Origin of the sequence: Roseivirga misakiensis (genome assembly GCF_001747105.1) — a bacterium.
Classification (GTDB): domain Bacteria; phylum Bacteroidota; class Bacteroidia; order Cytophagales; family Cyclobacteriaceae; genus Roseivirga; species Roseivirga misakiensis.
Map to the genome: position 1 here is coordinate 18,569 of NZ_MDGQ01000002.1, position 24,981 is coordinate 43,549.

Sequence of the window (24,981 nt, forward strand, 5' to 3'; positions counted from 1 at the left end):
TTTGGCAGTTTTTCAAGTAAATTGCTTCAAAATCTAAATGCATGACGGCGATCAATAACTATATAGAATCCAACAAAGACCGATTTTTAAACGAACTATTAGACCTCTTGAGAATACCATCAGTTTCTGCTGACAGTAAATTCAAGGACGATGTTCGGAAAGCCGCTACATTTATTCAAGAGAAATTAATCTCTGCTGGTGCGGATAAGGCAGAAATCTGCGAAACTGCTGGCCACCCGATCGTCTACGGAGAGAAAATGGTTAGTGAAGATGCACCGACGGTTTTGGTATATGGGCATTATGACGTCCAACCTGCCGATCCCTATGAATTATGGGACTCGCCACCGTTTGAACCCGTAATCAAAGAGACAGAATTACACCCGGATGGTGCCATTTTCGCACGTGGTGCTTGCGACGACAAAGGCCAGATGTACATGCACATCAAAGCCTTTGAGACCATGATGGCTACCGGTGCTTTGACTTGTAATATTAAATTCATCATTGAGGGAGAAGAAGAAGTTGGTTCGGATAACTTGGGTATTTTCTTAGAAGAGAATAAGGAAATGGTCAAGGCCGATATAGTCTTAGTTTCTGATACAGGAATAATTGCAAACGATGTTCCGTCGATTACTGTCGGACTAAGGGGCCTAAGTTATGTAGAAGTAGAAGTAACGGGTCCAAATAGAGATTTACACTCAGGGCTTTATGGTGGAGCTGTACCTAATCCGATCAATATTTTAGCTGAAATGATCGCTTCCCTCAAGGATGATAACCAAAGGATCAACATTTTAGGGTTCTACAACGATGTAGTAGAGCTCTCAGCTGAAGAACGCGCGGCCATGGCAAAAGCACCTTTTAAGCTAAGCGAGTTTAAAGACTCAATTGGTCTTAGTGACATAGAAGGGGAAACTGGATACAATACCATGGAACGCGCTTCTATTAGACCGACTCTCGATGTCAACGGTATTTGGGGAGGCTACACTGGAGAAGGCGCCAAAACGGTGATCGCTTCAAAAGCATATGCGAAAATATCTATGCGTTTGGTACCGAACCAAGATCCTGATAAAATCACTAAACTATTCGAAGAGCACTTTAAATCGATCGCGCCAGAGTCAGTCAGCGTGAAAGTGACTCCGCACCACGGAGGTCAGCCGGCTGTAACACCAACAGATTCTGTAGCTTACCAGGCCGCGGCCAAAGCAATGGAAACCACATTTGGCAAGGAGCCTATTCCTTTTAGGGGTGGAGGCAGTATCCCGATTGTGGCGCTTTTTGAACAAATTTTGGGATCGAAAACCGTGCTCATGGGATTCGGTTTAGACTCAGATGCCATTCATTCGCCAAATGAGCATTATGGATTGTTTAACTACTTCAAAGGAATAGAGACGATCCCACTCTTTTTTCAAAACTTTGCAGACATGCAGGACTAGGTTGAATTTCATTAAAATGGATTGAATCTTAACCAAGAAGAATGCGTTCATAAAATGGCCATGAAAAAATACCTCTTTTTACTCATCTTAGTATTTATAAGCATAGATAGCTTTAGTCAGTTTAAACAGACTACTGAATGGACCTTCGATGCAAATAAAAAGCAGGTAAGTGTTGGTGACGAAATTGAGCTAATTTTCAAGGTTAAAATAATCGATGACTGGTACCTCTATTCAAGTGACCTTGAAGAGGATGTCGGGCCGATGCCGACCGAGATTACCTTTGAAGAAAGTGAGTCTTTTGAAATTATAGGTGATCTAATCCCCATCAAAGCCAAGAAAAAGTACGACGATATTTGGAAGGCAGATGTCACCTATTTTACGGGAGAAGGTGAGTTCAGACAGCGGATTAAAGTTCTTAAAAAAGACCTAGATATTGCTGGAGAGCTTTCTTTTCAAACCTGTACCGACGTCAATGGCCTATGTATCCCAGGTTACCAAGACGTCGATTTTTCATTTATCAGCGTGGTCGAAAAGCAGCGCGCCCCTAAACCGATCCAATTAGGTCAGCGCATAGACAAAAGGACAAAATGGTTTTACAGCGCCAGTCAAGAAACCGTTAAAGCTGGAGATGAAATAGACCTCATATTAGATGTGGAAATTGTTGATGATTGGTACTTATACTCCAGTGATATCGAAGAAGGTGTTGGGCCAATCCCAACGACTATTGAGTTTGAAGAGAACGGTACATTTGAGGTAATCGGCGATTTGATTCCTATAAATCCAAAGAAGAAATATGAGGAGGCATGGCAAGCAGAGATCACTTATTTCACGGGAAAAGGACAATTTCGGCAACGTATTAAAGTCTTGAGTGATGATTTGAATATAGCAGGTGAGATTTCCTTTCAGACCTGTTCAGATGTAACAAAACTATGTGTTCAGGGTGATGATACGCTTGATTTTAGCTTCTTAAAAACTGCTGGCGGCAATAGCACTTCTTCAGAAACCACTATTTCCGCTTCGGAAGACTACAGCGAACTATTGAACGCCGATAGCGGCAGCTCGCTTTGGGGGTTTTTTATAGGCGCTTTCCTTTTTGGATTAGCCGCACTGCTCACCCCATGTGTTTTCCCAATGATACCAATGACAGTTGCGTTTTTTACCAACAACTCACAATCAAAAGGGCAGGCAAAAATTAAAGCATTGAGTTATGGCCTTTCAATTATTGCCATATACATACTGATCGGTTTAGTATTTACAAGTTTTTTCGGAGTAGGCCTAGCCAATGATCTAGCGACAGGGGCCATCGCGAACATTATCTTCTTCTTGGTTTTTGTCATTTTTGCCATTTCATTTTTTGGTTATTTTGAAATCAATCTGCCGACAGGTTTTATCAATAAAATGGATAAAAAGGCAGAAAAAGGAGGTTTTCTAGGTGTCTTTTTTATGGCATTTACGCTGGTATTGGTGTCATTTTCTTGTACGGGTCCCATTGTAGGAACGGTCTTGATTCAGTCCTTTCAAGGAGAAGTGATCAAACCAGTCGTAGGGATGCTAGGCTTTTCTTCAGCCTTTGCCATACCATTTACAATTTTTGCCTTTTTCCCAGGTATGCTAAAGGACCTACCTAAGTCGGGTGGCTGGCTAAACTCGGTAAAAGTGGTTTTAGGATTTATAGAACTAGGCCTAGGCTTCAAGTTTTTAAGCGTGGCCGATCAAGCTTACCATTGGGGTTTGTTAGATCGAGAAGTTTACATAGCCATATGGTTTGTGCTGGCCGTACTGTTGGCGCTGTATCTATTGGGAGTGATCAGCTTTCCGCACGATAGTAAAGAAAGACGATTGAAGCCAGTCGCACTGGTGGTAGCCGCTTATAGCATTGCCTTTTCAGTATACCTGTTCCAAGGATTTGGAAATGCCCCATTAAATGCCCTAGCAGGATATTTACCGCCAGAGAAAAGTACGGATTTCTCATTTCAAGAAGCCTTAGGACTGGCAGAGTTTGAAGGTAAAGTGGATGTAGCACCCAAAGGATTTAAAGGAGAAGTGAAATATGCCGACTTTCTTGAGTTGCCGCATGGCCTTAAAGGATTTTTCGATTACGACCAGGCGATCGCTTTTGCCAAATCTGTAAAAAAGCCGCTTTTCATAGATTTCACGGGCCACGGCTGTGTGAATTGTAGAAAAATGGAGCAGAATGTATGGTCGGATCAAGAAGTATTAAAAAGGCTCAAAGAAGATTTCGTGGTCGTGGCGATCTATGTGGATGACAAGACCAAACTTCCCGAAAACGAATGGTATACCTCTACTTTCGACAATAAAGTCAAAAAAACGATCGGTAAGCAGAATTTCGATTTCCAGATCGTTCGATTTAACGGAAATGCTCAGCCCTATTACGTATTACTCGATAATGATGAGCAACCGCTCGTCTCCCCCTTATCCTATGACCCAGACGTCGATAATTTCATCAATTTCTTAGACGAGGCGAAAGCCGAATTTGCGAAACGATAAGCTACCGGTATATGAATGAAACGACCAATTCATATACACTCCCTGTTCAAGGTATGACCTGCGCCGCATGTGCGAGCACAGTTGAGAAAGCCATTAACAAAGAAGAAGGTGTTCAATCTGCCCATGTGAACTACGCAACGCATGCTGTACATCTTGAGCTTTCGGACAACACAAAACTTTCCAAGGTCAGAAAAGCCGTAAAAAAAGCAGGTTATGACCTAATTTTAGATCAAGAAAACGGAGCCAATGACCAAAATCAAGAACTCCGAAAGCTCAAAGCAGATCTACTTATCGCCCTACCGCTAACGATCGTCATAGTAGTGCTTTCTATGTTTGTTGGCGATTTTCAATTCAAAGAATTTCTACTTCTTGGCCTGACAATCCCTGTTTTATTTTGGTCAGGCATAAGGTTTTATAAAAGCGCTTTTCGGCAATTAATCAGAATTCACGCGAATATGGATACACTCATTGCCTCAGGGACAGGGGCGGCTTTTGTATTCAGTCTCGTCACCACGTTTTTCCCCAGCTGGATCGCTTCTCAAGGAGTTGTGCCGCATGTTTATTATGAATCAGCTGCTGTTATTATTGCATTTATCCTATTAGGTAAGTTTTTGGAGGAAAAAGCTAAACGAAAAACGAGTGATGCCATAGAAAGCCTGTATAAGCTCAAGGTAAATCATGTGGTGAGAGTAAACAATGGCGCAACTGAAACCATTAATTTGGAAGAAGTAGTACTGGGGGACACGCTTTTAGTGAAAGCAGGCGAACGTTTTCCTGTCGATGGTGTGATTGTGGAAGGTACTACCACAGTAGATGAAAGCATGCTTACTGGAGAGTCCATTCCTTTGGAAAGAGGAGCTGGTGATGAAGTTAAAGCGGGTACGATTAACCACACAGGTTTGGTACAAATGACTGCCGAACGCCTTGGTGCGGATACAGTTTTGGGTCAGATTATTAAACTTGTATCTGACGCAATGGGAACGAAAGCACCAGCGCAGCAACTTGCCGATAAGATAGCCTCGGTTTTCGTACCGATCGTTTTGCTGTTGGCTGTTGGGACATTTTGTGTTTGGTATTTTTTAGTCCCAGAAACCTCCGTTGGTTTGGCTTTTGTAAACACTTTTAACGTGCTGATCATTGCCTGTCCGTGTGCCTTGGGTTTAGCAACTCCTACAGCCATTATGGTAGGCATAGGTAAGGCTGCACGGCAAGGGATTCTGATAAAAAGTGCTTTAGCCCTAGAGAAAGCACAGAAAATGACACGGCTGTTTTTGGATAAGACCGGGACGGTTTCGAAAGGAAACCTTGAAGTAACTTCCGCTAAAACCTATTTCAATGAGGAACAGTCATTAGAAATACTCAGCATTTTAAATGGTCTTGAATCAAGCTCATCGCACCCAATGGCATTGACCATAGTCAATCATTTAAGTGAAAACTATCAGCTTTTTCCATTTATGATGAAAGCTGTGGAGACACTACCGGGTATAGGGTTAAAAACCACTTTAGACGGTAAAGAGTATACTGTTTCTGGCGCTAAAAATATTGATAGCGATTTAACCAAGCCACAGTTGCAGGATTTGAACCAAATGAAAGAGAGAGGCTTAAGCATTGTTTTATTTTGGGAGAATAAGACGCTGTTGGCCATGTTTGGTTTGAAAGACAACGTAAAATCTACTGCGCCGAGTTTTATAGAAGCCTTAAAAAGAAAAGGCATTAAAACTGAGATTCTTTCGGGCGATCATGAAGCGGCAGTGGCGGCAGTGGCACATGAAACGGGTGTCGATTCCTATCATGCACGATTATTGCCTCAAGATAAGGCACACTTGGTTTCTGCCTCAAAGCAAAAGGAAGTGACAGGTTTTGCGGGTGATGGAATAAATGACGCGCCAGCACTTGCCGAAGCAGATTTAAGTATCGCCATGGGTACTGGAACCGATGTGGCCATGCAAAGTGCGGATGTAACATTGATTCGCGGAGACCTCTCTAAAATTCTCACACTGATCAATATTTCTAGGAAAACGGTCAGAACGATGAATCAAAACCTTTTTTGGGCATTTATATACAACCTAATTGCAATTCCTATTGCTGCAGGGGTACTTATACCAATCAACGGTTTCACGCTAAACCCAATGCTTGCTGGGGCGGCCATGGCCTTCTCTTCGTTAAGTGTAGTGCTGAATAGTTTAAGGCTAAAAGCTGCTAAATAGTGGGATAAAGCTTTTTTTGAATGTTTTACACCTTAAAAATGTTATTTTCGCGTTAAGGCAAAAAAGTTATTCATGAACAAACGTTTGGTCGCTATTATCGGAGTTGCTCTGATTGCCACTTTCACCCTAGTATACATACTCACTCCTTCCTCATCAAACTTTGAGGATAGCGAGGTTTTTCCTGAGGAAACCCTGGTGGAAGAAGCAGCTGAAGGCGAACCATTATTCAAGTATGGCATCCCAGTCGATTTGTTTAAAACCCAAGAGGGGAGAATAAAGCGAAATCAGACATTTGCAGATATTCTTCTTCCATACAACATTAGTCGACAGGATATCTTTAACATGGACAAGATTTCGCGAGATGTATTCAGCGTCAGAAATCTGGTGACTAACAAAAAATACACGGTTTTCTACACCGATGATTCTTTCAAAAAAGCCTCCTATTTTGTTTATGAACCCAACGATTTAGAATATGTCGTTTACCAGCTTACGGACTCGTTAGGCGTATTTAGAGAGTTACGCGAAATAGAAATAAGAGAACGAACTATGGCTGGTGTGATCAGTCAAACATTAGATCACTCTATCCGAGCCGAGGGAGGCTCTCCTGCTTTAGTTAACGCGATGGCTGATATTTTTGGCTGGCAAATAGACCCAAGAACGCTCCGAAAGGGGGATTGGTTTAAGATTATCTACGAGGACAGAATAGTCGATGGAAAGTCAGTTGGAATAGGTAAAATCATCAGTGCTCAGTTCAATCATATCAAAAATGATTACATGGCCTATGGTTATGATATGGGTGATGGCCTAGAGTATTTTGATGAAGCCGGTGAAAGCGTTCAAAAGGCGTTCTTAAGATATCCAGTAGAGTTTTCTAGAATTTCTTCACGTTATAACCCAGCCAGATACCTAAAGATGTACGGAAGAGTAAAACCGCATTTAGGTACCGACTTCGCAGCCAGTAAAAATACACCAATAAAAGCCGCTGCTGATGGCGTGATTGTGGCCAGAGGCTTCACTCGGCCTAACGGAAACTATATTAAGATTAAACACAACGGCACTTACACTACAGGTTATTTGCACATGAACCGCTTTGGCAAGTTTAAGCTTGGTCAGCGGGTTAGAAAAGGACAAACAATTGGTTATGTAGGTAGTACAGGAAGTAGTACGGGTAACCATTTATGCTTCCGTTTTTGGAAAAGAGGAAAGCAAGTAGACTTCTTAAAAGAGAAACTACCTGCTGAAAAACCTTTACCAACTGATGAGTTGGTGCGCTTTAGTGCACTGATGAGTTTGATGGACAAAAGACTTGAGGATATACCAAATACTTGGTCCGATAAGTCTGTAAGCGCAAGCAATCGGTAATTTTTTATAAAAGCTTATTAAGCGGAAGAAACCGTTATTTTTCACTTCCCTTTTCCAATATGAAGACGCTAGCTTCTATAGGATTAATGTTGTTGACCGTCACTATGTCAGCACAGCGTGTTGGGCTGGTATTGAGTGGTGGTGGAGCCAAAGGGAGTGCCCATATCGGAGTGATAAAGGCCCTCGAGGAAAATGAAATACCTATAGATTATATAGTTGGAACCTCGATGGGTGCCGTAGTTGGTGCGCTCTACGCCGCAGGTTTTAGTCCAGAAGAAATGGAGGCTATTGTCCGTAGTCCAGAATTTCAGCACTGGATGAATGGAACATCTACCGAGAAGTATCAATATAATTACACAAAGGCTGAGGACAACGCCTCATGGCTAAGCTTGGATTTGATCATAGACGAAAAGTCTAGAGCTAGTTTCAATACGCCTTTGGCCAATGACTTGATTATCAATTTCGTGTTGAATGAGTATTTAACACAAGCAGCTCAGCAGGCGAAGTTTGATTTTGATAGCCTCTTCATACCATTTAAATCCGTAACAGCCGATGTTTTTACCCAAAAGGCAGTCGCCCTAGACTCTGGCTCATTGATGCAAGCCGTAAGAGCTTCCATGGCTGTTCCTTTCTTCTACAGGCCTATAAAGTACAATAACCAATACCTCTTTGATGGTGGTATCTATAATAATTTCCCAGTAGATATCATGTTAGATGAGTATAAACCAGATATGATTATTGGTTCTAATGTGGCCACTAAAAAGGATAAGTCTTATCCATATGATACGGATGAAGAAGTTATTAATAATGCACTCTTATTCATGTTTTTAGATCGCTCGGACCCTGAAGAATTAAGAGATCAAGATGTCTATATAGAGCCTAATGTAGAGAGTTATACTGCGCTGGATTTCGATAAGGCAGGAACATTAGTTGATATCGGATATGAGGCTACTCAAAATAAAATAGCACAGCTTAAACAGAAGGTCAGTAGGGTTATGAGTAAATCTACGGTCAACTCCAGAAGGAAAGCCTTAAAGCAGTCCTTTTTACCAATGGAGTTTGGGGCACTTGAACTACACGGTTTTGATAATGAGCAGAAAAAATTTGTTCGTAGGTTAATCAATTTTGAAGAGGGTAAAAAGGACCTGGCTTACGTTCGAAAGTCCTATTTTCAACTGGTATCCGAGCCGTATTTTAAAAATGTATACCCAAGTTTTTCTTTTGATAAAGTAGCGGGCCATTTTGTCTTTGGGTTATACCTGAAACCAACGGCCAAAAATGCTTTGACTTTGGATTTTGGCGGAAACATAGCCACAAGACAAGTCAGCGTATTACAACTAGGAGCTAAACTGAACTCGTTTAAGAGAAAGCTAAATACCTATAAGTTGAGACTTTCGACGGGTAGGTTTTATGAGGCAGTCAATTTTGGAACAAGGTTCAATATGAACCCAAAGAATAGATTGTTTCTAGAGCCTAGTTTTACATTCAATCATTGGGACTATTTCAACACTGGCGATGTCCTCGATAAAGATGTGGAGCCAATTGTAGTGAATCGTATTGATAGGAGCATTGGTTCTACATTAGGCATTGGTACAGGAAGTAGAAGCGTAATTACTTTAAACACCAGATTTATAAGAAATACCGATGAGTATGGAAATACTAATGTTGTTTCTTCCAACGATGTGCTAGATAAATTGGATTTAACTTCATTCGTTACCGAAGTAGCTTATGAACGAAACAGTCTCAATAAAAAGCAGTTTCCCTCTTCCGGTACACGTTTCTATGCTTCGGCTAAGTATTTTAATGGGTCATTAAACTACAGCCCAGGGACTACATCAATAATTTTCAATCCAAACGCACCAACTGAACTATCGAGAAATGCGAATTGGCTAGCACTTGACGTTGGCTTTGATGAATATTTTGAAGTAAGCAAGACATACACTTTCGGTTGGATGTTCAATGCACAGTACTCCACATTTGATAGGCTCTATAATTACAGAGGGAGTCAAATGTATCTACCAGTTTTTGAGCCATTATTTGATTCTAAAACCTACTTTTTGGAAAATTATCGTGCTCCAGGATTTTTAGGGGCAGGAATAAGGCAAATATGGAGACCGAAAAGATCACTAGAGATGAGGCTAGAACTCTATGCCTATAGCCCATTTGAACAAATACTTGAAGGACCAAATCAAGAGGCGCTAGTAAAAACAGGATTCGATTCAATATCATTTTTGGGAATGGCGGCGTTGGTTTATAACACCTTACCAGGGCCGATAAGTCTAAGGCTGAACTACATAGAACAGAATAATGTGCCTTTTGGTCTGATGTTATCGTTCGGTTATCTTATCTTTGAGCGTAAATCTCACTAATTGGATTAGATTACCTAGACTATAAGTTTAATTTAGCAAGGAGATTAAGGCTTCTTGCCATACGTTTAAGTACTCTCTTCATTGATGAAGCATATATTCAGACTACTCATTTTCAGTGCAGTAATTCAAACTGCAATGGCACAGACAACCGTTCAATGGGCAACACGGGTGGTAGAGGCGTCATCAGAATTTACGGAACTAGAGCATTCAGCTCGACAAGCCCTTTTGAAACCTAATATTCTACCAAGTGGCGGTGATAACCCAAATGCTTGGAGGCCATATAAGCCAAATACGCAAGAGTTCATTAAGGTAGAATTCGATCTGCCGATGCCAATTGAACAAATAGCTATCGGTGAAACCTACAATCCTGGAGCTATCTCAAAAGTCTATGCTTACGATCCAGATGGTAATGAGTATTTGGTTTTTGAACAAGACCCAGGTCCGATTCGGGAGCTTTGGCGAATGTTTAGAATATTCATCGATGAGACAGATTATAACGTCAAAGAACTCAAAATCGTCATAGAAGGCGCTGCAGTAGATGGTTTTTCGGATATCGATTGTATAGGAGTCTCCAATGGAAAAGAACCTATTCAGGCTAAAATTAACTTAATGCCTGATATCAATACCAAGCTTCAAGTTTATCGCTTAAACGACTTGATTAACAGTGACAAGCGAGAAATTAAACCACTCCTTACAAGAGATGGAAAAACACTTTATTATAGCCGTCGTGGTCATGAAGGTAACGTTGGAGGCCTTGATGATCTTGAAGATATCTGGTATTCAGATTTTGATAACATTACACAAGATTGGTCGCTCGGACTAAACATTGGTGAACCACTCAATAACCTTGATCCTAACTTCATCAGTGGGTTTTTACAAGAAGACGAGGAGTACATAGTTTTAGGAAACGAGTACCTATCTGGTCGAATGAATTACGGAATTTCTAAAAGCCGAAGACTTAACAAAACAACTTGGACATATCCACAAAACATGCGGATATACAATGATTTGAATGTCCATGAGAACGTAAACTTTGGTATAACTACAGATAGTGAAGTGCTGATAATTTCCGAGGAAGGAAGAGGCACCGAAGGGCAAAGAGATTTGTATGTAAGTTTCCTACAAAGAGATGGTTTATGGACCGAACCGATCAGTATGGGACCAATTATTAATACAGCTGGTGAGGAAGAAGGCCCTTTCTTAATGCCGGATAAAAAGACACTTATATTCTCTTCTAACGGGCATAGTGGCTATGGTAGAAAAGACTTGTTTATGACCCGTCGTTTAGATAACTCTTGGAAGAGTTGGACCGAGCCAGAGAACTTGGGTCCGGTGATTAATTCAGAAGAAGATGATATGTTCCTCTTCTTGCCAAAAGATGGTTCTTTTGGGTACTTCTGTCGCGAAGTAGAAGGTAACGACTTAGATATTCACTCTTTAACGCTTCCATTGGTAACAAGACAACTGAGGCTTGTTACGCTTTGCGGAAAAATTACTGACCCCGACAACGGCGATGCGCTGGATTCCGAAGTTGTATTTTCTAGACTCAGAGATGGAGTTGAGGTAGGTCGTGTAAGAACAGATGCCAATGGTAACTACTGTATTGAATTACCAGCAGATGAAATCTATAGTTACAAAGCGGTAATTCCAGGCTTTATTCCAGTAGGGTCAACGATCGACTTATTAGATATTTCCGACCTGAACGTATACGCTGTCAACCTCGATAGACTTGATATTGATAGTACACGATTAGATCTTGGACAACCAATCGAGGTACCAGAAGATGTTATCAAAGCTGTCGCTATTACCCTAGCGCTGCCTGAATTAAAAAGAGATACTTTCGAAATTCTCAATGCTCAACGGCGCGAACTTGGATTACCAGATTTAAGTCCAAATGCTGTAATCAGTGGAGTTCAGCTACCTCAGTTGCCAATATCACCACAAATTGTCAAAGCGGTTCCTGGGCAATCCTTTATCATTAAAAATGTATTCTTTGATTTCGATCTGGCCGTGCTGAAACCCGAATCCTGGATTGAAATACGCAATCTGGCGGAGTTTATGAATGATTATCCGAATGCGATTGTGGAACTTTCAGGACATACTGATGCCTATGGAACGGATGATTATAACATAAGGCTTTCGAAACGAAGAGTGGAAGCAGTGAAAGGAGCGATGGCCTCTTTGGGTATTAGTTCTGAAAGATTACGATTTGTGTGGTACGGTGAAAAGTATCCGATTGCTACTAATTACACAAGGGCAGGGCGGGCCTTAAATCGACGGGTAGAGTTTCAAATATTGGAGCTGGACTAGCGGAGCTTACTTTGTTTGGCTAATTTTCTGCTTTTTTACTCGTGTGATGTATTGTTTTAGGTACTTGTTTTTAAGCTCCTCTTTAATCTGATCGTATTTCAATATTTTATTGATAACTAATTGCATAAGCTTCTCATTTCTTTTTGATGGGTAGCGCTCATAGGCTGCTGAGATCATCTCCATCGACTTTACATATTCTTCTTGAATGTAGTAGCGAACCGACTCGTTAAAGTATTGGAGTCCCGCTAATTCTTGAAGGTTGATCTTAACATGTCCTTCAAATAAGTCCCACTCATCTACACTTCCTTCGCCTACAGTGGTTAACATTGGTAGCTTACGTGGATCAAAGCCAATTTGTTCCATGCTCTGTGCCAATTCCTTGCTTATGCTTTTTAGCCCGCTTTCAGGATCAGTAGATTCGACGATTAGGTCTTGCCCATTCAGCTTCATTTTTATGAACACATGGTTTGGTAGTTCTATTATCTCATAATCATAATTGAAGTGTGATAAAACAAGCGCATAAATGGCGGTTCCAGTAAGGCAACCAAAGTTTCCGGTTGCCATGGTCTCAGACATGGTAGCTTGCTTACTATAATTGATAAGAAGCTTTTTGTGCACTCTGTAGAAAATTGACCTTAAAAAAGCCTTCTCTGATCTTTTCCGTCCCCGAATAACTTCAAGTTTACGGATCAAATCATCATATACTTCAAAATCATTGACTGATTTGAGGCCTTTTTCTTGGGTTTCGTCAGAGATAATGAACCGACTAATTGGGTGTGAATTTGGGTTTATATCAAGGGCGGGTACATTTTCATTCTGCCCGAAACATAACGTTTCTAGGCCGATCAAAAACACTGTTAATATGGTAATTCTTCCCTTCATCAAGTCTTCACAAACTGTCTTTTATAGCTATCCTATAAAGCCAACATAACATTAAGTTAACATTAAGATAACATTAAAGCAAATATGTCAAGTGATTAATACCTAAAACAGCTCTATAAACGATTTATATGTGTGTAGATAACATTATGTTAACATTAAACTTAGACTTGCGCCAAAATGCTTTTTTGTACTTATTGCGCACTGATTCAGAATATGAGCACGAGAACAATTGCGAAGTCGATAAGAGGGTATAGAAAGATTCATCGTTATCTAGGCTTAGGTATTGCTTTACTCTTGGTCATTAGTGCTATTACTGGTATTCTTTTGGCTTGGAAGAAAGATGTCGACTTACTTCAGCCGCCAACCCAAAAGGGAGCGCAATTAGCGATTGCCGACTATCAGCCAGTTGAGGAACTCGCAAATGTGGCGCTAGCCGCAGTAGACTCGTTGAATTTAAGTGCCGATAATCTAGACCGGATTGAGTATCGCCCCACTAAAGGCATCGCTAAGGTAATTTTCGATACAGGGAGTTGGGAGGTACAGGTAGATGCTACTTCGCTCAAGGTTTTATCAGTTGCCAAGAGACACTCTGATTGGATTGAAAGTCTGCATGATGGGTCAATCGTCTCTGATTTCTTCAAACTCCTGTCCATGAATGTACTCGGAATTGGCCTACTTTTTCTGATTGTAACGGGATTTTGGCTCTGGTGGGGACCTAAGAAGATTCGCGGCCTTAAGAAAAATTCCTAGTATTAAATCTTCTTGAAGAATGCCTTGTTATGCGCATAGCCTTCTATAAATTCCTAAATTCGATTAAGCACAATACAGGAGGTTGATGAAAAAGGTTGGCAAAGCATTATTAATCATATTCGGCGTACTTATACTCGCTATTATTCTTATACCAATTTTTTTTAAGGATAAAATCAAAGAATTGGTCATTAGTGAATTTGAAAAAAGCACCGAAGCAGAGCTTTACTTCGGGGATGTGAGCTTGGATTTGTTCAGGAACTTTCCAGATTTCACTTTGGGGCTTTCTGACATGGGAATCACAGGGAAAGGCGTTTTTGAAGGAGATACGCTTTTAAGTGTTTCTAATTTGAGCGCTTCGATCGATTTGCAAGAGGTTTTATTTGGCAGCAGAATTAACCTAAAGTCCATTGAAATGGTTAAGCCTGATATCACGATCATTACGCTGCTCGATGGCACAGCCAATTACGATATCGCTAAAGAAGGTGAGCCTTCGGTAGCGGCAGAGCCATCCGATGAAGAAGCTTCAGAAGTTACTTTCGGAATAAAATCTTTCAGTATAGAAGAGGGAGAATTTGTCTATTACGATCAAACGATCGGGTTCTTTACGCAACTAGGGGATATAAATGTCGAGGGGTCAGGTGATTTTGCCGCAGATATATTCGATCTCGTCACAAAAGGAGACTTAAACCTGATTGATCTAAACTACGAAGGGACGGATTATGTAACTGATAAGTCAGTGGATATTGACGCAACACTATCAATGGACCTGACGAATTCTAAGTACACCTTTAAGGAGAATGAAATCTCAATCAATTCATTTCCGTTGGTCGTCGATGGCTTTTTTGCCCTTTTGGACGATGGTTTTGGCATGGATTTGAAATTTAATGCGCCTAGGTCGGAGTTCAAGCAGTTGCTTTCTTTGATACCAGGTGTTTATAGCGATTCTTTTAAAGACCTTAAGTCAGAAGGTACCTTAACATTCGACGGGAATGTTACTGGCACATACAACGAAAGTACGATGCCCGCTTTCGGCTTGAATCTAGCGGTGAATAACGGAATGTTTCAATATCCCGATCTACCAGATGCAGTCAGCAATGTTCAAATGCGACTTAATGTTGAGAACAAGACCGGAATTATTGAAGAAACTCGAGTCGACCTAAGTCAAATGCATCTTGAAATGGGGTCTAACCCAGTTGACGCGAAGCTACTAATTGAAAACCTGAAGGACTACCGCTTAAACGCTGATATGAAAGGGAAACTCAACTTAAACGAGTTAATGAATTACTTCCCGATGGAGGGCTATGACTTGAACGGTACGCTGGATATTCAGGCACAAGCTGAAGGCGTTTATGATAGCCTGAGGAACCTTATTCCAAGGCTCAATGTGGCTATAGATTTGAAAGACGGCTATATCAAAACACCTGATCTACCATCGCCAATCGAGGACTTTTTGGTAAAAACAAAAATAACCAACCAGAGTGGACAGCTAAAAGATACCAAGGTCATCGTTGACAATATATCCATGCAGCTCGATGGGCAACCATTTCAATCCAACATGACACTTGAGAACCCAGATAACTTAGCATGGGATGTTAAAATGCAAGGAAATCTTGATTTGGATAAGCTAATGAAACTCTATCCGATGGAAGGGATGCAGTTAAAAGGCCAAATTACCACAGCGCTTTCTAGTAAGGGAAAAATGAGTGACCTAGAGGCGCATCGCTATAATAGAATCCCTACAAAAGGATCCTTGACCCTAGAGAACTTTGATTATCAAGGAGATGGAATAGACCAACCGATTACAATTTCCAAGGCAGAAGCAAAGTTTACTAACGAACAGATAGAACTCTCTGAATATAGCGGAACCGCTGGTTCAACACGCTACAATATGACGGGTAAATTGACAAATTATTTAGGCTTTGCTTTGAAAGATGAAGTTTTAGAGGGCGCGTTGTCTGTAACCGCAGATCAATTGGCGATCAGTGAGTGGATGATCAGCGAAGAGGAAGAAGGGACTTCGGTATCGGAAGCTGGCGATGAGCAACCAATGGAGGTAGTAAGAATACCTGAGAATGTTCAATTCAATCTACAGACGTCAGTAGGGAAAGTTACCTATAACAGTCTAGAGATGAATAATATGAAGGGTCAGGTTGTTGTAAGTAAAGGAAAAATAAACCTGAAAGGCGCTGGCTTCAATGCCATGAATGGTCGCGTAGATGTAAATGGAGAATACGATAGCAAACCAGATCAACCGACGTTTGATTTTAAATTCGGAGCGAAGCAAATCTCAATTCCATCCTCATTTCAAGCCTTGGATATGGTACAAAAAATGGCACCAGTAGCTGAAAAAATGACAGGACAGTTTACATCTAATTTCAGCTTAAAAGGAATATTGGGAGCGGATATGATGCCTGATTATACATCATTGACTGGTGGTGGTTTGATACAAATTTTGGAAGCAAGCCTGGGTGGTAATTCAGACTTACTATCAGGTCTATCATCGGTGACCAAGTTGGCCAAAGTTGGTACGGCTACTTTAGATAAAATCAAAATGACTGCTGAAATTAAAGAAGGTAGGTTGTTCATTAAGCCATTTGATGTGAAGCTTGGAGATTATCAGACGCAAGTTTCAGGAAGTACAGGAATAGACGGGTCTATCGATTACATTTTGAAAATGGATGTACCCGCTGGTAAAGTAGGAGGACAGCTAAACTCACTTGTTTCATCCTTTACGGGAGGGCAGAGTATTGTCGGTGAAAATATCACGTTGAACATAGGGATGGGCGGTGTTTTTTCAAAACCTGAATTTTCTCTAAGAAGTGTAAGTTCAGAAGAAGGAAAGAGTGTGACTGGAGCTGTCACAGGTCTTGTATCTGATAAAGTGGATGAAAAGAAAGAGGAGGCAAAAGCCTTGGTTGATAATAAAGTGAATGCTGCAAAAGACACTGCACAACAAGTCATTGAAGCTCAGAAAGATTCCTTAAAACTAAAAGCTGATGCCTTGTTAAAGGCTCAAAAAGATTCTATTTCAGCGCTTGCAGCTGAAAAATTGGGGCTTAATAAAGACAGCACGGACAAAAAATTAGAGGAGGTTAAAAATAAAGCTAAAGGAGCACTGAAAGGATTGCTTAAAAAGAAGAAGAAAAAGGATAACTAACCAAAGAGTTAATCTATTGAATCCTTTACACACCGAAAACCATATTTGATGATGTCCTTCAGCACGGACCGCTCTTGAACTAAGAGTGTTTCGGTGATTTTTGTGTATTCAGAGGCCAACGAGTGAAAAGCGGTAGTCTGAATATACCTTTCGCCATTAAGTATAATTGGGGTAGCCAAAAACTCAGAAACATTACCATATAGATTCTGTATTCCTTGACGGTTTGCTGGTGACGTACTAACATTTTTTAATATACCCGTGGAAAATTTTCTATGCCAGCCATCTTTTTTTGAATTCTGAGCGCTCGCTATCCACTGTTCTAGGGTTGGAAGTTTCATATTGGCCCATTTTGCGTAAGATTTAGCGTCCATCCACGTAATATTTATCACAGGAAAATCCATTTCCGCCTCACTCCTAAGCTCACCGAATTCGTCATGTCGCCAATTAATACCGGATTTTTCTACTAATCGAAATTTCCGTTCCCATCCTTGAAATCGCTTCTTTTTTGCTTTCTTAAACGGCTCTTGTTTTATAGTCTTGAATCTTGTTAAGTATTTATTAGTAGCATTTTGTAATTCTATGACCGACACTTTTAAGTCTTGTGCTTCAACTTCTGTGATATAATCTGTCTCTCTAATAAACTCTCTAAATTGTCTAACCGTAACCTCATTCTTCTGAATTAGAAATCCTTTTACCTGTCTAGCTGTCCCATTAATATTGATAGAAGTTTTTTCAACTTGAATGAGCACTTTTTGAATATATGGTTCGGAAAATACCACAACGACGGCCCCAAGTTCACGAGTATGCTCATCAAGTTGAATAAGGTTTTTACCAAAAAAGTCTATTGAATCAGAACGGATTATTTTTGATTTATAGCTAACATGGGATAATAATAAATTAGAGTTGGCTAGAGTTAAACTGTCAAATGGTAGCAGCGCTATTCCTTGGTCATCGGTTATTGCCTTAAGCCTGAGCTTTACTAAATCGCTGCCCTTAGGAAAAATGCTAATGTGTGCTCCACTAATCGGGGTACTGGTTGATTGATTAACTACTTTTAGCAGTATGTCCTGGCTGTGGATTAAGCTCACATTGCAGAGAATGAATAGTAAAGGAATGAATATTTTTTTCATTTAGACCGCTTAAATTTCTTGGCAATTGATCTTAGATATAAGTCACTGAATTTAGTGGTAAAGAGGGTAGGCTGATATAAGAAATGGGCTGATGCCTGGTCTGTCTTTAAATAGAAAAAGGTAGGTTGGTCAAATAGGCTATCCTCTATTTCTATGACCTTGCCAGCGTATGGAATGATAACTATTCCGTCAAGGTTAAAGCGATAAATAAATGATCGTAAAAGTCTTGAATCTTTAAAGTTTGAGACTAAAATTATATCTGTTTTAAGAAATAGCTTTTCTTTGATTATCTGACTCAGTACCTGCATATTTTTAGATATACAATCCAGACAATGGCTGTCTGAGAAAGCAAAAACTAGTTTGTTTCCTTCAATATTATTTTTCTGAACGAGTCCCGCGTTTACAGGTACTCCATCTAGAGTAATGAACTGATTTAAATGATATTCCAGGTTGGCCAACTCCTCATTAACCGCACTGTCATTTGAACAGCTTAGAAATAAAAAAAAGACAATTAGGAGGTTGAGTTTGACTTTCAATGGAAACTTAATTTCATGATTATTGGATTAGATGATTCAGTAATTGTACTCAGGAGATTTTGAAGTTCACTCTCGTTTTCATTGATTTTGTCTCCGTACTTTTCGAAAACATCTAAGAGTTCTTGAGGGTCTAGAAAAGCTAATAATGTATCGTCTTTCGTACCGACCACATTTATAGGCAGTAGTAGTTCTACACCTATATCGAAAACTATATTTTTAATAACTAGACTTGACTGGCTAGCTTTATTTTGAAGAAAATAATATTGATCGGCTCCATACTTAAAACTAAGGAATAGGCTTGTCTCATTATTAAAGAGGTTATCCATATGATAACAGAGTCGTTCATTCTGAGCTTTGATGAGGAAACCTTCAATTGAACCGAAGTACTTTTTAAGCAAATCTTTTGGTACTCCGAATTCACCAAAGTCAATCTTTAGGTCATTCTCCAATTTGCCCGTACTAGGGTCTACACTCACTATATTAGTTTGACCATAGGAGAGGGCAGATGTGGTTGAATTTGTGATAGAAATGGGTGAATTCGGCTCAAACCAGAACTGTTCGTAAAACTTATTTGGCTTATGTGTTTTGGATATTACGTTGAGACTTAAATCGGTTGTAAAAAGGTCATTACAAAATGTATCATTACATTGATTCGAAGTGGAAAAGATTAGGTGTTCTGAAGGTAGGTAATCGATGAAATCTGCGATTAGGGTCGATTTCGTTTTAGCTAAGAATTTCCCTTGAAGGTCGTACTTCAAAATGGATAGATAACTATTAGCATTGTCGAGCATCCAGACTTGTTCAATGCCCTTGATTGTGGCTATGGTAAAATCGTTTATATCTCCGTAATCAGTAGGTCCGTCACCCTCATTACCTATTTTCCTGACGTAAGCGCCGTTTTCATTAAAAACATATAACCCATTGGTATAATCCTTATCAAGAACATAATAGTGTCCATTTTTAAACAGGACTTTATCAATTGAACCAATAAAGCCATTCTTATTGTCTAGCGCTAGGAAGTTGACTGCTTTGAAAACTTGGCTGATTTGATAATTCGAGGCTAAGCTTGGGTCAATCTTAATTATTTGATTGTAGGAGTTTTCGGTCTCATGACTATTATGACAGGATGTAACTATTTGAATTACCGAAAAGATCAATGCAGCGAATGCTAAATCATAAAGACTTTTTTTCGTGAAAGGTGCCTGTCTCTTCATGAATCTCGAAGTTGTATTTTCTTATTAAGAGAGTTGACAACATAAAGTGTTGCCAACTCTTGATCATTTCTACAGATATTTTTTAGGACATGACTTGCGGTTTCTACTCTTGCAATACCTTACCACCCCTGAGATATTTGTTGATGTACCAATAGAAGCTGATCCACCTTGTTCATTTTCATCTATTTGGACATTGACTTCTACCTTTTTTGTTCCATTCTCTTTTGTTTTCAGCTTATATCCTTGGACTTGCTCTTCATCGTTGCTTTGATAAGCTTGAATACTTGTAAATGCAAAGGCTGTTAATACCAGTGCAATTGACAATAGTGTTATTTTTTTCTTCATGACAATTTATTTAGTATATGATTTATGTTTATAAATATAATAACTAAAAATAGTGAAACAATTAATAATAAATAAAATATAAATATTAAACACGTTACGATCATACACATTGAAGTTGTCACAAGTCTTGTATCTGAGAAGGTGGAAGAAACAGAAGGAGTGGTTATAGCCTTAATTAATCATAAGGAGGATACTGTAAATGGCAATCTGCCTAAGTGATCTATTTGATTATCTAGTTTCTTAACACTACCAACAATTTATTAATGTTTTCTTAAGCTATCTTTTGAGGCTTTAGTCTGTGTTTTCTCCTAGCCTTGTAGTGTGATGAAGAGCGAACACTTACAATCGGATTTGTCTACTGACAGCATTCAAATGTCTCGATTATCAATTGATCAAGCCATCAAACTGCGAAACGCTATTAATTCGAATAATTTAGGTCCAACAACGCCTTTTGGATCGGCTAGTGGAGTTTTTGAGCATGACCAAATCGATTTTTGGATGGATTTTGGCCCGATTGAAAACAATACTGAGATTTAAGCTTTCCAGCCTTTTTGAGCAACCTCATCGATGCTCAGTTCAACCTTATCTTTTAGTGAGGTTTTGTATTCTTGAAGGTGATGCGCTACACTGTCATCTGAGGTTCCAACGATTTGGGCAGCTAGAATTCCAGCGTTTTTGGCACCGTCTAATGCTACAGTTGCGACAGGTACACCGCCGGGCATTTGTAGTATAGATAATACAGAATCCCAGCCATCAATCGAGTTACTCGATTTTACGGGTACTCCTATAACAGGTAGAGTGGTAAGGGATGCAACCATTCCTGGTAAATGAGCCGCTCCGCCAGCACCTGCAATAATTGCTTTGAGTCCTTTGGCTTTTGCGCCTTTAGCATAATCAAACATCCTATCGGGAGTTCTATGGGCTGAAACGATAGTCAATTCAAATTCAACACCTAATTCTTCTAAAACTAATGCCGCCTCACGCATAACACGCAAGTCAGATTGGCTTCCCATAATGATTCCTACGACTGGTTGACTCATGCTTTTACTTTAAGTTGTGCTTTTACGAAGTTAACTTTTTCTCTTAATCGTTCCTTATCCGTATCGGTAATGGTAATGTGGCCCATTTTGCGAAATGGTTTAGTTAGTTTTTTACCATAAAGATGAACATGAACACCAGAAGTAGCTAAAACTTCATCCATACCTTCATACTTCGCTTCGCCTGTATATCCGTCTTCTCCAAGGACATTAAGCATTGCCGATGGGCTTACATTTTCGGTATTCCCCAATGGCCAATTTAAAATAGCCCTTAAATGCTGTTCAAATTGTGATGTTACATTCCCTTCAATGGATTGATGCCCACTATTATGCGTTCTTGGGGCTATTTCATTTACCAATAAAGTACCCTCTTTGGTTAAGAACATCTCTATGGCCAGAAGGCCCACCATCTCTAGTTTTTGAATTAGATCTTTGGCTAATGCTTGTGCCTCGTCTTCTACCTTGCTATCAATTTCGGCCGGAGAAAATAAGTACTCCACTAGGTTTTTCTCAGGGTGAAATACCATCTCAACGGTTGGGAAAGTCTGAATATCTCCCTTTTCGTTTCTAGCTACGATCACAGAAATCTCTTTATCAAAATCTACCAGGTCTTCAATGAAACCTGGTGCGTCGAAAGCCTTACTTAAATCATCCGCCTTTCTGATAACTTGTACTCCTCTGCCGTCATATCCGCCTGTAGCCAGTTTATTCACGAAAGGTAAAGAAGCCTCATTTTTTGCTACATCTTCTCGATTATTGACAACCGTGAAGTCAGCGGTAGGAATACCATTGGCTTTGTAAAATTCCTTTTGATGTAGCTTATTTTGAATAAGCTCTATAATAGCGGGTTGAGGGTAAACCTTTTTGCCTTCGGCTTCGAGTTGTTTGAGCGCTTTCGTATTTACATTTTCGATTTCGATCGTGATCAATTCTTTATCCTTACCAAAGGCATAAACAGTGTCGTAATCAGTCAATGACCCTTTCTGAAAAGTCGTCCCAATGTTTTTGCAAGGGGCATTTTCATCAGGGTCGATCACATGAATATCTAAGTTGAAATCGATGGCAGATTGGATCATCATTCGGCCAAGTTGACCACCTCCAAGTACACCAATTTTTAGGTTAGGATTAAAGGACATAAAGCGTTGCTGTGAAAATTCAAAGTTAGTTAAATAAACTAAAATTGGGACTTACTCAGGTATGTCTATTCCCATCTTTTGCATCAGCTTCGTCGCGTTAAAACTCTTACAGATTCCAGGAGTCAGTTTGTAGTCGAATTTGATTTCATCGCCTGTAATTTCGCTGTTAAAACTATAGTTTTTAACACCATTCAATTCGTTAGTAATGTTGCCCAGTTCTATGTCATGTGTGGACACAAACCCAAAGGCATACGATGCATTGAGCTGTTTAATCAAAGCAAGAGCTCCTTTATGACGATCCTTTGAATTGGTTCCTTTTAAGACCTCATCAATCATAAATAGGATTGGAGTTTCATTGTCAATAGATGCCAATAGCTGTTTTAACCTTTTAAGCTCGGCATAAAATGAGGATACGTTTTCTTCTAGATCGTCTTGACTGCGCATGCTGGTGAAAACATTCAACGGACTCACAGTCATTTTTGCAGCACAAACTGGTGCTCCCATTAGGCCTAAAATACAGTTGACACCCACCGTTCTAAGGAAAGTACTCTTGCCACTCATATTTGATCCGGTGATCAAGCAAATACCACCTTCACCATGAAACTCAAAGTTGTTGGTCACTCGGCTTTCTGATTTGATCAGCGGGTGTCCCAAACTTTCTGCTTCAATATCAAAGTGGTTGGTACTGATTGTTGGGAACTTGAAATCTGGGTTGGAATAGGCAAAACCGGCAATACTTGCAAGAGCATCGATCTCCGATATTGTTTCAAACCATGTCTTGATATCAGCGCTGTTTTCGTTTTTCCAATTGGCAATTTTTATGTACCAGAAGATATCCAAGAGCAAAAGGATGTCTAATACAATATAAAAGACATTGACGCGATTCTGAAGATTGTCCAGAATCATAGTAAGACTCTTAATCGTTTGAGAAGCACTAGTCTTATCGTTTAAGATGGTCTTTTTTAAGTGGGTCAATCTCGGGCTTGAGAATTCGGTGCTTTCAATCATTTGGATTTGGTACCTCATGGCATTCAAAGATTTGTACCCCTCTTCAGTTCGCTGAGTAACATCTCTAACTTTACTAAAAACACCGCCGAGGATAATTAGATTAAAAAAGCCGATAAGAACGGGTATGCCAGATTGCAAGGTGCCCATTGTACTCAAGGCAATAGTGGTAATCATGGCCAAAGGCAACACAGCCAACAAAACTTTGTAAAGACCTATGTTTTTTATGGAAGTATCCTCTTTCAGCCAGTCTAATAATGGTTGATGATCAATATCCGTATCAGCGTTAGCTTTGCCATAAGCTTCAAAATTTTGTCTAAAGTCGAGGTTTGGCGCTAATTCTTCTACGCTCTGTTGTCTGTCTCTTATTTCTTCGACTGACGCACCATAACCGAGCCATTTGGCCAAGGTCTTTTCACCTAAAAAGGTAGATGTCCTATTAATAAGTTGGAACAAAGAGTGTTTACCAAAAACATCAAGGTCTTCATGATAAGGGTGCGAAACATTATAATACTTCTTGCCATCTTCAAACCCTTTCAAATCATTGTCCATCCGTTTTATTTCGTTGGTATTGATCTGCTCTTGAGCTTGTGCTAGCTTTAAATCGAACCTTACCGTGGAGTGCTTTTTTAAAAGTAAAACGTAAGCGACCAACGCAACTACAATTATCGCCAGCATGGAGGCACCATCTTTATTATCGGCAGAAACAATGATACCAATTGTGGCGCCAACAAAAATGAGTACGCGTACCCAAGAAAGAGTTGTGTATTGACTTTTTAGTTTTCCAGCAGATTCAGAGAACTGAGATTGGCGTGATTTATAGTTTTTGTAGATAGCTTCTTTCAAGGCGTCGAGAGTTAAATCCGATTTAACGTAATTATTGAATAAGGGATTTCAAAAAGTCTGCTAAACTAGTGAATTGCCATATTCTTTCTATTTAGAAATTCTTTATATCTTCAAAGCTTACTGAACAGATTATCTGTGGCTATTGAAGAAAGTGAGTTGCTCGAAGCCTTTTCGAAAGGCGATGAAGCAGCTTTTGAAAAGTTATTCTCGGAATATTACGAACCGGCCTGTCGGTACGTGATTCGCATTATTCGCGACCGTGATACGACGGAAGAGATCGTCCAAGCCACGTTTGTCAATCTTTGGGAGAAAAGAGAACTCATTCGATCCGATATAAGCTTTAAATCCTATGTTTTTCGGGCGGCTTACAATACAGCCTTGAATTACATCAAACATCGTAAAGTCGTTTCCACATTTGTGGCCAGAAAACAAGAGCGAATTGTAGAGATTCAAAGAGAATTTGTCAGTCATCAACCCGATTTTGAACTGCAAAACCGAATTAAAGAGGCCTTGAGCGATCTACCACCTCAATGTCAAAGGGTATTTCGGTTAAGTAGGGAAGAAGGGTTAAAGTATCATGAAATAGCTGAAGAGCTAGGTATATCAAAAAAAACCGTTGAAGTGCATATGGGCAAGGCCCTCAAGTTGTTGAGAGCCAGTTTAAAGGACTATCTAGCCTTTTTTCTGCCGATTATCACATTGATGTAGGGGTTATGATAGGCTTGGTTGTTAAGTTTGAGAATAGAAAAAAGTAGAA

The 24,981-nt window shown here is 39.9% G+C and carries 18 protein-coding genes; 10 read left to right on the plus strand and 8 right to left on the minus strand.

The annotated features are described in order from the left end of the window. Positions 1 to 41: 41 nt before the first annotated feature. The 6 genes from BFP71_RS00105 (at position 42) to BFP71_RS00130 (ending at position 12,186) form a co-directional block, all read left to right on the plus strand. On the plus strand, positions 42 to 1,430 hold the full coding sequence (locus BFP71_RS00105; protein WP_069833429.1) for a dipeptidase: 1,389 nt from the start codon (positions 42 to 44) through the stop codon (positions 1,428 to 1,430). A 60-nt stretch (positions 1,431 to 1,490) separates the two neighbouring features. Then, complete coding sequence (locus BFP71_RS00110) at positions 1,491 to 3,938, plus strand: protein-disulfide reductase DsbD family protein (RefSeq protein WP_176723285.1); 2,448 nt, start codon at positions 1,491 to 1,493, stop codon at positions 3,936 to 3,938. A gap of 11 nt (positions 3,939 to 3,949) precedes the next feature. Continuing rightward, a complete protein-coding gene (locus BFP71_RS00115) occupies positions 3,950 to 6,145 on the plus strand; it encodes a heavy metal translocating P-type ATPase (protein ID WP_069833430.1) in 2,196 nt (731 codons plus the stop codon). Positions 6,146 to 6,217: 72 nt separating this feature from the next. After that, positions 6,218 to 7,507: a peptidoglycan DD-metalloendopeptidase family protein gene (locus tag BFP71_RS00120; RefSeq protein ID WP_069833431.1), complete on the plus strand. Its 1,290-nt coding sequence runs from the start codon at positions 6,218 to 6,220 to the stop codon at positions 7,505 to 7,507. 59 nt (positions 7,508 to 7,566) lie between these two features. Then, positions 7,567 to 9,876 (plus strand): patatin-like phospholipase family protein, encoded by a 2,310-nt coding sequence (locus BFP71_RS00125; protein WP_069833432.1) that lies wholly within the window; start codon positions 7,567 to 7,569, stop codon positions 9,874 to 9,876. Positions 9,877 to 9,960: 84 nt separating this feature from the next. Then, complete coding sequence (locus BFP71_RS00130; RefSeq protein ID WP_069833433.1) at positions 9,961 to 12,186, plus strand: OmpA family protein; 2,226 nt, start codon at positions 9,961 to 9,963, stop codon at positions 12,184 to 12,186. A gap of 6 nt (positions 12,187 to 12,192) precedes the next feature. On the opposite strand, the gene BFP71_RS00135 is transcribed toward BFP71_RS00130, so the two are convergent. After that, entirely contained in the window at positions 12,193 to 13,068 is an 876-nt protein-coding gene (locus BFP71_RS00135) for a hypothetical protein (protein ID WP_069833434.1), read from the minus strand. A 213-nt stretch (positions 13,069 to 13,281) separates the two neighbouring features. Here BFP71_RS00135 and BFP71_RS00140 point away from each other — a divergent pair, with 213 nt between their 5' ends. Both BFP71_RS00140 and BFP71_RS00145 read left to right on the plus strand, forming a co-directional pair. Continuing rightward, the gene (locus BFP71_RS00140) at positions 13,282 to 13,818 is read left to right on the plus strand and encodes a PepSY-associated TM helix domain-containing protein (RefSeq protein WP_069833435.1); all 537 of its coding nucleotides are present in this window, start codon (positions 13,282 to 13,284) and stop codon (positions 13,816 to 13,818) included. Positions 13,819 to 13,903: 85 nt separating this feature from the next. After that, on the plus strand, positions 13,904 to 16,975 hold the full coding sequence (locus tag BFP71_RS00145) for an AsmA family protein (protein WP_069833436.1): 3,072 nt from the start codon (positions 13,904 to 13,906) through the stop codon (positions 16,973 to 16,975). Positions 16,976 to 16,983: 8 nt separating this feature from the next. On the opposite strand, the gene BFP71_RS00150 is transcribed toward BFP71_RS00145, so the two are convergent. The 4 genes from BFP71_RS00150 to BFP71_RS00165 form a co-directional block, all read right to left on the minus strand. Beyond that, positions 16,984 to 18,105, minus strand: coding sequence for an SUMF1/EgtB/PvdO family nonheme iron enzyme (locus BFP71_RS00150; RefSeq protein WP_069833437.1), 1,122 nt, complete (start codon positions 18,103 to 18,105; stop codon positions 16,984 to 16,986). Next, positions 18,102 to 18,641 carry a hypothetical protein gene (locus BFP71_RS00155; RefSeq protein ID WP_069833438.1) on the minus strand — a complete coding sequence of 180 codons (540 nt, stop codon included), beginning with the start codon at positions 18,639 to 18,641 and terminating at the stop codon, positions 18,102 to 18,104. The genes BFP71_RS00150 and BFP71_RS00155 overlap by 4 nt, the downstream gene beginning before the upstream one ends. Beyond that, positions 18,638 to 19,855 carry a 6-bladed beta-propeller gene (locus BFP71_RS00160; RefSeq protein ID WP_069833439.1) on the minus strand — a complete coding sequence of 406 codons (1,218 nt, stop codon included), beginning with the start codon at positions 19,853 to 19,855 and terminating at the stop codon, positions 18,638 to 18,640. The genes BFP71_RS00155 and BFP71_RS00160 overlap by 4 nt, the downstream gene beginning before the upstream one ends. Before the next feature lie 69 nt (positions 19,856 to 19,924). Then, positions 19,925 to 20,200, minus strand: a complete 276-nt coding sequence (locus tag BFP71_RS00165) for a hypothetical protein (protein ID WP_069833440.1) — start codon at positions 20,198 to 20,200, stop codon at positions 19,925 to 19,927. 324 nt (positions 20,201 to 20,524) lie between these two features. Here BFP71_RS00165 and BFP71_RS00170 point away from each other — a divergent pair, with 324 nt between their 5' ends. Beyond that, the gene (locus BFP71_RS00170; protein WP_069833441.1) at positions 20,525 to 20,737 is read left to right on the plus strand and encodes a hypothetical protein; all 213 of its coding nucleotides are present in this window, start codon (positions 20,525 to 20,527) and stop codon (positions 20,735 to 20,737) included. Here BFP71_RS00170 and purE read toward each other — a convergent pair. Genes purE through BFP71_RS00185 form a run of 3 tightly spaced genes read right to left on the minus strand, consistent with a single transcriptional unit; the run spans position 20,734 to position 24,224 of the window. Continuing rightward, entirely contained in the window at positions 20,734 to 21,240 is a 507-nt protein-coding gene (gene purE, locus BFP71_RS00175) for a 5-(carboxyamino)imidazole ribonucleotide mutase (RefSeq protein WP_069833442.1), read from the minus strand. The genes BFP71_RS00170 and purE overlap by 4 nt on opposite strands. Next, positions 21,237 to 22,373, minus strand: coding sequence for a 5-(carboxyamino)imidazole ribonucleotide synthase (locus BFP71_RS00180; RefSeq protein ID WP_069833443.1), 1,137 nt, complete (start codon positions 22,371 to 22,373; stop codon positions 21,237 to 21,239). The genes purE and BFP71_RS00180 overlap by 4 nt, the downstream gene beginning before the upstream one ends. 51 nt (positions 22,374 to 22,424) lie before the next feature. Continuing rightward, positions 22,425 to 24,224 carry a MutS family DNA mismatch repair protein gene (locus BFP71_RS00185; RefSeq protein ID WP_069833444.1) on the minus strand — a complete coding sequence of 600 codons (1,800 nt, stop codon included), beginning with the start codon at positions 24,222 to 24,224 and terminating at the stop codon, positions 22,425 to 22,427. A 135-nt stretch (positions 24,225 to 24,359) separates the two neighbouring features. Here BFP71_RS00185 and BFP71_RS00190 point away from each other — a divergent pair, with 135 nt between their 5' ends. Then, the gene (locus BFP71_RS00190; RefSeq protein ID WP_069833445.1) at positions 24,360 to 24,932 is read left to right on the plus strand and encodes an RNA polymerase sigma-70 factor; all 573 of its coding nucleotides are present in this window, start codon (positions 24,360 to 24,362) and stop codon (positions 24,930 to 24,932) included. The last annotated feature ends 49 nt before the right edge of the window (positions 24,933 to 24,981 follow it).